Below are 6,000 nucleotides of genomic sequence, written 5' to 3' on the forward strand. Positions count from 1 at the left end.
AAACCTTTTGTGGGCGTTTTTATTTGCTTTCAGTCTGGTATAAAGAATGAGTTACCGTGCTTTTCAAACAAGGAAGAAAAATGCAGCTGCCTTCGCCACTGATTTCTATCGCTGAATCTGCCGTACAAAACGCCCAAGACGCAGGTTATTTTCCCCTTTGGCCCGATGAGGTTGCGCAGCAATTTCGTTATGTGGCGGGCTTAAGCCAATTTATAACCGAAGCCATTCATCGCGATGAAGTCCTAGCCCGTGAGTTGCCAAGTATGTTAGCGCAGCCAAGTCGTCAGGAGTCTTACCGCTCACGCCTTGCTGGACTGTTGGAACAATGTCCTGATGAGATGTCTGGTCATCGCGTATTGCGTCAGTTTCGCAACCGAGAAATGGTGTACATTGCGTGGAAGGATTTCACGCATGCATGGTCTCTAGAGACGTCTTTAAGCCACTTATCTGAGTTGGCAGAAGCGATGATTTTTGAAACCTATCAATGGCAATATCAAGTGTGTTGTCAGGAGTGGGGCACGCCAACAAGTGAGGACGGTGAAGTGCAGCCGATGTTAATTATCGGCATGGGGAAACTAGGTGGTGGCGAGTTAAACTTTTCTTCCGATATTGATCTAATTTTCACGTATCCAGAGAATGGCGAAACCCAAGGCGCACGCCGCAGCATTGCCAATGCCCAGTTCTTTACTCGTCTTGGTCAACGCATCATCAAAGCGCTCGACCAACAAACCTTCGATGGTTTTTGCTACCGCGTCGACATGCGACTTCGCCCATTTGGAGAAAGTGGCCCTTTGGTAATGAGCTATGCCGCACTTGAAGATTATTACCAAGAACAGGGGCGAGATTGGGAACGTTACGCGATGATCAAAGCTCGGGTGATGGGATGTGAGATGTACCCGCAGTATCAAGAGCTACGCCAAATGCTGCGCCCTTTTGTTTTTCGTCGTTATATTGATTTCAGTGCGATTCAATCTTTGCGTCGAATGAAGTCGATGATCAGTAGCGAGGTTCGCCGCCGAGGTTTGAATAACAACATTAAGCTAGGTGCGGGTGGCATCCGAGAAATTGAATTTATCGCTCAAGTTTTTCAATTGATTCGAGGTGGTCGAGAACCTTCTTTGCGTAATCGAGGGCTGTTGGAAACGCTACAAGGCATTGAAGAGCTGGCATTGCTTACTCCACAAGAAGTCAGCGATCTAGAAGCCGCATACAAGTACTTGCGTCAATTAGAAAACTTGTTGCAAGCAATGGCGGATAAGCAAACCCAGACGCTGCCTGATTGCGAAACCGAACGCTTAAAGCTCGCCACCGCGATGAAAATAAGCTGTTGGGAGCAATTGATTGAGCAAACCCAGCAGCATATGGCAAATGTTCACCAAGTTTTTGAATCACTAATTGGTGATGATGAAGAAGACGAGGGGACTACTGTTGCTCGTCATTTTCATGAGCTATGGGATATGGCCGACAAGCAAGACGTTCTTGAGCATATCTTGCAGCAGGATATTCAGATTGAAGAATTTGCTTCATGCGCGAAAACCATCATCAACTTTAAAACCGATCTGGCCAAAAAAACGTTAGGCCCACGTGGACGCGAAGTGCTCAACCGTTTGATGCCGAAAGTGTTTGATGCGGTCTTTGCCCATCCTGAGGCACAGTTTGGTTTATCTCGTGTACTTCACTTGCTACACAACATCTGCACTCGCACAACTTACTTGGAATTATTGGATGAGCATCCAGCGGCTCTGGTGCAGCTCGTACGTTTGTGTACCGCAAGCCCAATGATTTCAGAGCAGCTGTCTCGTTATCCTATCTTGCTTGATGAGTTGATCGATCCTGCGCAGCTATACAATCCCATTCCATTAGACAGTTACCGTACAGAGCTGCGTGATTATTTGGCGCGTATTCCTGAAGATGATATGGAACAGCAAATGGAAGCGTTGCGTCAGTTTAAGCAAATTTGTATTTTGCGTATTGCAGCGGCAGATATTGCTGGCGCATTGCCAGTGATGAAAGTGAGTGACCATTTAACTTATTTAGCGGAAGCTATCGTGGATGCGGTGATCAGTCAGGCTTGGTTGCAAGTGTCTGAAAAGTACGGCGAGCCAACGCATGTGAAAGATCGTGAAGGCAAAGGCTTTGCTGTAATTGGTTATGGTAAAGTCGGAGGGTGGGAGCTCGGCTATAACTCCGATTTGGATATTGTCTTCATGCATGACTGCTCAGTCAATGTCTACACTGACGGCAAAAAAGAGATTGATGGCCGTCAGTTCTACCTTCGTTTAGCACAGCGTATCATTCATATTTTCTCCACTCGCACCGCTTCCGGTATTTTATACGAGGTCGATACCCGATTGCGTCCGTCCGGTGCATCGGGTTTGTTGGTTAGCCCAACGGACGCGTTCGACGACTATCAACATCAAGACGCGTGGACATGGGAGCATCAAGCACTTGTCCGCGCGCGCATGATTTATGGTGATGAACCACTGGCGATAGCATTTCACAATACGCGGCATGATGTGTTGTGCAAAGCACGCGATCAAGCTGAACTGAAAAAAGACGTTGTCGAAATGAGAGAAAAAATGCGCGGTCATCTTGGGGGGAAAAAGCCAGGCCGCTTTATGCTCAAGCAAGATGTAGGTGGGATTACCGATATCGAATTTCTCGCTCAGTACCTAGTGCTCAACTATAGTCACGATAAGCCGAAATTGACGCGTTGGTGTGATAATGTGCGCATCTTTGAAACGCTCATTGCGCAAGATGTTATGGACGAAGACCAAGCAATGCAGTTGATACGTGCTTACACGACAATGCGCAACGAAATACACCGCCGAAATCTACTCAATTTAGACGCTGATGTGGTGGAAGATAAGTTTGTTGCCGAAAGGGAGTGGGTAAAACAGGCTTGGAATCAGTGGTTCAGTTAAGACCATATATTTAGCCTCGATAAGGGCTGTGATAAACTCACTTCGATTTAATTTTTGGAGACCAACAATGAAACCAATTCTACCTGATTACAACAGCGCTGGTGTGCTCATCATCGGTGATGTCATGCTAGATCGTTACTGGTATGGCCCAACCGGGCGCATTTCTCCTGAAGCGCCGGTTCCTGTTGTAAAAGTAGAAAACAATGAAGAGCGTCCTGGTGGTGCTGCGAACGTTGCGATGAACATCGCATCACTAGGTGGCCATGCTCACATTGTTGGTCTAACTGGGGAAGATGAGCCTGCAAAAGTGCTGACGGAGACGCTGAGCTCACTCAATGTGAAGTGCGATTTCGTTGCACTGCCTGATTACCCAACGATTACGAAGCTTCGCGTAATGAGCCGTGGACAACAGCTTATTCGTCTCGACTTCGAAGACAAGTTTGAAAACACAGATTCTGCACCGGTGCTATCACGTATGGATGCCGCACTGCCAAACGTTAAAGCCGTGATTATGTCTGACTACGCAAAAGGTTCGTTAGAGCATGTTCAGGCATACATTCAAAAAGCGCGCGCAGCAAATATTCCGGTTTTCATTGACCCGAAAGGTGCGGATTTTGAACGCTATCGTGGCGCAACACTTCTTACGCCAAACATGAAAGAGTTCGAAGACGTTGTAGGTAAAGTGAAATCTGACCAAGAGCTAGTAGAGAAAGCACTGGCTTTGGTTGAAGAGTTTGAATTTGAAGCGCTTTTAGTGACACGCAGCGAAAACGGAATGACCTTGATTCGTCGTGGCCAGGAACCTTTCCACCTTCCAACTCAAGCGAAAGAAGTGTACGACGTGACAGGTGCGGGCGACACGGTTATCTCTGTATTGGCAGCGTCTGTTGCCGCAGGCAAATCATTTGAAGAAGCGTGTGCACTAGCAAACGCAGCGGCAGGTGTTGTGGTTGGTAAACTAGGCACGTCAACGCTTTCTGAGATTGAATTAGCAGAAGCGGTACATGGCAGCCAAGACACGGATTACGGTGTGATTTCAGAAAAAGCACTGATCGAAGCGGTGAAAAAAGCACGTGCTCGTGGCGAGAAAGTCGTTATGACAAACGGCTGCTTTGATATTCTACACGCTGGGCATGTGTCTTACTTAAACCATGCTGCTGAACTGGGCGATCGCCTAATCGTTGCGGTTAATACCGATGAGTCAGTAAAACGCCTTAAAGGCCCTGGTCGTCCGGTAAACCCAACCGATCGCCGCATGGCGGTGTTGGCAGGTTTGGGCGCTGTGGATTGGGTTGTACCATTTAGTGAAGATACGCCGCAGCGTTTGATCTCAGAAGTTCTACCAAGCTTGCTAGTAAAAGGCGGTGACTACAAACCAGAAGAGATTGCTGGTGGTAAAGAAGTCATTGCGGCGGGTGGTGAAGTTCGTGTATTGAACTTTGAAGATGGCTGCTCGACCAGTGAAATCATTAATGCAATCAAAGGCGGTAAGGGCTAAGGATGCTGTTTGTTAGCATTGAAATGCTATTTGCTCATAAAGGTCGCTAAGTGCGGCCTTTTTGATACTTGTAGTTCAGAGGCACTTTTAAGCTCTGAACTACAAGTAATAAAAAACGCCAGCTGATAACTCAACTGGCGTTTTTTATTTATTAAGACCTGAAGTATTCAGTTCGCGGTTATTTTGCCGCTTTCAAACCTGCATCAACGTCCAAGATGTCTTGTTCGCTTAGCGTACCAACTGCTTGGCGTAGCTGAAGAACACTTAAGATGTAGTCGTAACGAGCGTTCGATAGGTTTTTGTTCGCATCGTATAGACGACGAGTCGCGTCCAGTACATCAACGATAGTACGAGTACCTACATCAAAGCCAGCTTCTGTTGCTTCTAGTGCAGAGCGTGCAGAAATAACCGCTTGCTCATACGCACGTAATGCGCCGATAGAGGCGTTAATGTTGTTGTTTTGTGCGCGAACATCTTTGACTACGCTACGGTACTGTGCTTCAAGATCTTCGCTTGCTGCCACGTATGCGTATTCAGCTTGTTTGGTTTGAGAGGTTACGTTACCACCTGTATATAGCGGTACAGCAAGGTTCACACCGATATTGAAGTTGTCACTAGTACGGTCACTATTGGCATTGCGGTTTAGGCCACTATTGAATGTGTTGTCCGTTCCTGAGTAATCTCCGTAATTGTAACCACCATCTAGAGAGAGCGTTGGTAAGTGGCCAGAGCTTGCTAGTGAAATATTGTCACGCGCGATGTCTTGAAGAATACGTGAAGATAGCAAGGTCAGGTTTTTGGTTTTTGCTTCATCAATGAGTGATTCAGCTGGTACGGTCGATGGGCTAGCGGTGAAGCGGCCAGTATCCAAAATGTTGAGATCTTTGTGCTCTTGGCCTGTAATTTCACGCAGTGACTCGTAGCTATTAGTTAGCGCGTTTTCTGCCAACACTTCGTCCGCTAGCACTTGGTCGTACTGAGCTTGTGCGTCATGCACGTCAGTGATTGCAGACAAACCTACTTCAAAACGCTGTTTAGTTTGCTCTAATTGACGACCCACTGCGGCTTTTTCTGCTCGTACGAAAACAAGATTATCTTGCGCGCGTAGAACTTCAAAATACGCTTGTGACACGCGAAGGATCAGTGCCTGTTGCGTCGCTGCGTAAGTCGCGTCTGCTTGGCGAGCGCTTTTCTCAGCAGTATCTAGAGAGATCCAAGATGCGCGATTGTATAGAGTTTGTGAGAAACTTACCCCAGCAGTTAGAGCATCTTGATCATTCGATGATTTGCCCAGAGCGCCATCGTTATAATCGTTGTCACCACGAGTTAAATTGTAACCCGCAGTAAGGTTAATTTGTGGTAATAGAGCACTACGGCTTGAGGTGATTGCTTCGAAAGCTTGGTCACGTTGTGCTGCTACACTGAGCAATTGTGGATCATTTTGTTTTGCCAAGTCGTAGATTTCAGCCAAAGAGTCTGCGAACGCAGACGTACTCATGCTACCTAGCGCTGCACTGATAAATAGTGGAAGCAATTTTTTCATTTTCTATTCCCGCGGTCCATAGATTGGTTAATTCT

At 46.9% G+C, this 6,000-nt stretch carries 3 protein-coding genes; 2 read left to right on the forward strand and 1 reads right to left on the reverse strand.

Annotation, left to right across the window (positions count from 1 at the left end; genetic code table 11):
- Window positions 1-80 precede the first annotated feature (80 nt).
- A complete protein-coding gene (gene glnE / locus R7P67_RS21295) occupies window positions 81-2,924 on the forward strand; it encodes a bifunctional [glutamate--ammonia ligase]-adenylyl-L-tyrosine phosphorylase/[glutamate--ammonia-ligase] adenylyltransferase (protein WP_262652814.1) in 2,844 nt (947 codons plus the stop codon).
- A 67-nt stretch (window positions 2,925-2,991) separates the two neighbouring features.
- Window positions 2,992-4,422 (forward strand): bifunctional D-glycero-beta-D-manno-heptose-7-phosphate kinase/D-glycero-beta-D-manno-heptose 1-phosphate adenylyltransferase HldE, encoded by a 1,431-nt coding sequence (hldE, locus tag R7P67_RS21300; RefSeq protein ID WP_017633601.1) that lies wholly within the window; start codon window positions 2,992-2,994, stop codon window positions 4,420-4,422.
- A 178-nt stretch (window positions 4,423-4,600) separates the two neighbouring features.
- Here hldE and tolC read toward each other — a convergent pair whose 3' ends face one another.
- Window positions 4,601-5,965, reverse strand: coding sequence for an outer membrane channel protein TolC (gene tolC / locus R7P67_RS21305; RefSeq protein WP_017820248.1), 1,365 nt, complete (start codon window positions 5,963-5,965; stop codon window positions 4,601-4,603).
- Window positions 5,966-6,000 lie beyond the last annotated feature (35 nt).

The organism is Vibrio sp. Vb0937 (genome assembly GCF_033338855.1).

What these genes read in the sequence shown, in the direction of transcription:
- glnE (WP_262652814.1), top strand. Translation starts at nt 81, where the DNA reads ATGCAGCTGCCTTCGCCACTGATTTCTATCGCTGAATCTGCCGTACAA.
- hldE (WP_017633601.1), top strand. Translation starts at nt 2,992, where the DNA reads ATGAAACCAATTCTACCTGATTACAACAGCGCTGGTGTGCTCATCATC.
- tolC (WP_017820248.1), bottom strand. Translation starts at nt 5,965, where the DNA reads ATGAAAAAATTGCTTCCACTATTTATCAGTGCAGCGCTAGGTAGCATG.